This window comes from Cryobacterium sp. TMT4-10 (assembly GCF_004403275.1).
Lineage (GTDB): Bacteria > Actinomycetota > Actinomycetes > Actinomycetales > Microbacteriaceae > Cryobacterium > Cryobacterium shii.
Window position 1 is genome coordinate 1 of record NZ_SOGU01000040.1, and the last position, 1,391, is coordinate 1,391.

The window sequence follows — 1,391 nt, forward strand, 5'->3', positions numbered from 1 at the left end:
ACTGGTTTGTGGCCGCCGAGGCTGAGCATGGCGAGGGCGATGAGGGCGTCGGGTGATTTGAAGCCGAAGGCGATTCGGGTGATGAGTCGGATTTTGGTGTTGACGGATTCGATGCGGCCGTTTGAGAGACCGTGCTCGATCGAGGCGAGGATCGCAGCGCGGTGCTTCACGATCGAGCGCTGCAGCTTCACGAACGACGGGATCCGGCAGCGGCGCGCCCATCCGACCCACTTGTCCAGGGCCTCGGCGGCTTCGGCGTGGGGCAGTTTGAAGACCAGTCGGAGGCCTTCTTTGAGGTAGTAGGCCCGGCCCAGGGCCGGGTTGGTTTGAACGACCCAAGCCAGCTTGATTTGTTGTTTCTCGGTGAGGTTCTCCGGGTTTTTCCAGAGCGCGTAGCGGGAGTTCATCATCAACTTCGCGTGCTCGCTGTGAGGCCGGGCCGGAGCGTCGCGGGCGGGCCGGCCAACCGTTCGGGACTCGTTCAAGCGGGCCTGTTTCCGAGCCTCGGTCCAGGCTGCCCGGCGGACTTCGTCGAGGGCTTCCGTGGCCCATTTGACGACGTGGAACGGGTCCGCGCAGCGGACCGCGTTCGGGCAGCGTGCCGCGACGACGGTCGCGATCCAGCCGGCCCCATCCGCGGAAACATGCGTGATCAGGGCTGATCGTTCCTCGCCGAGGGCATCGAAGAACGTGCCGAGAGTGGCCTTGTCCTGGCCCGGAGCTGCCCAGACCAGACGCCCCGAATCGTGGTCGACGACCACGGTCAAGAACTTCCGGCCGCGCTTGAAGGAGACCTCATCGATCCCGATCCGGGTGAGCCCGGCGAAGGGATCATGGAGCTCTTCCGTGTCGGCCCAAACCCGGGTGATGATCGACCCGACCGTGCGCCATGCGATCCGCATCAACTCAGTCGCGGCAGCCTTGGATGTTTTCGTGGCCAGCCACGCGACGTAGGAATCGAAGTGGCGCGTGTGGCCGGCCTGGTGCCGGGCCCACGGGACCGCAGCCACGATCACACCATGCTCCCGGCACGACACCCGCGGGGAATCCGCCTCCAGAAAGACCTGGGTCGTGCCAAAATCCAAGCTCCGCCACCGGCGGCGCCCCGCCCCGTCGTCGTAGCGCGGGCTGCGCTTCTGGCAGCTCCCGCACCGGTTCCGCATCGACCTGGTCAGTCGCACCGAAGCGACGAAAACGCCCGTCGCAGGGTCGAGATCAACGTCCTCGACCACCGTCTTGTCGACACCGAGCAAGGTCCGCCATATTGTTAGAGATCGCACGCCGTTTTCCCGCCTATAAAGTTTCTTTCCTTGACAGTCAGAAACCTAGACAGGAAGCGGCGTGCGGCCGTTAAGGCGCTCCGAAAGACCCACAGATGCAGCAGGAGAGCC

1 protein-coding gene is annotated in these 1,391 nt (G+C 64.8%); it reads right to left on the reverse strand.

Going from position 1 to position 1,391, the window contains the following annotated elements:
* Nucleotides 1-1,280, reverse strand: a 1,280-nt coding sequence (locus E3T42_RS06410) for an ISL3 family transposase (protein WP_134402680.1), incomplete at its 3' end; no start/stop codon positions are given.
* Between the last annotated feature and the right edge of the window lie 111 nt (nt 1,281-1,391).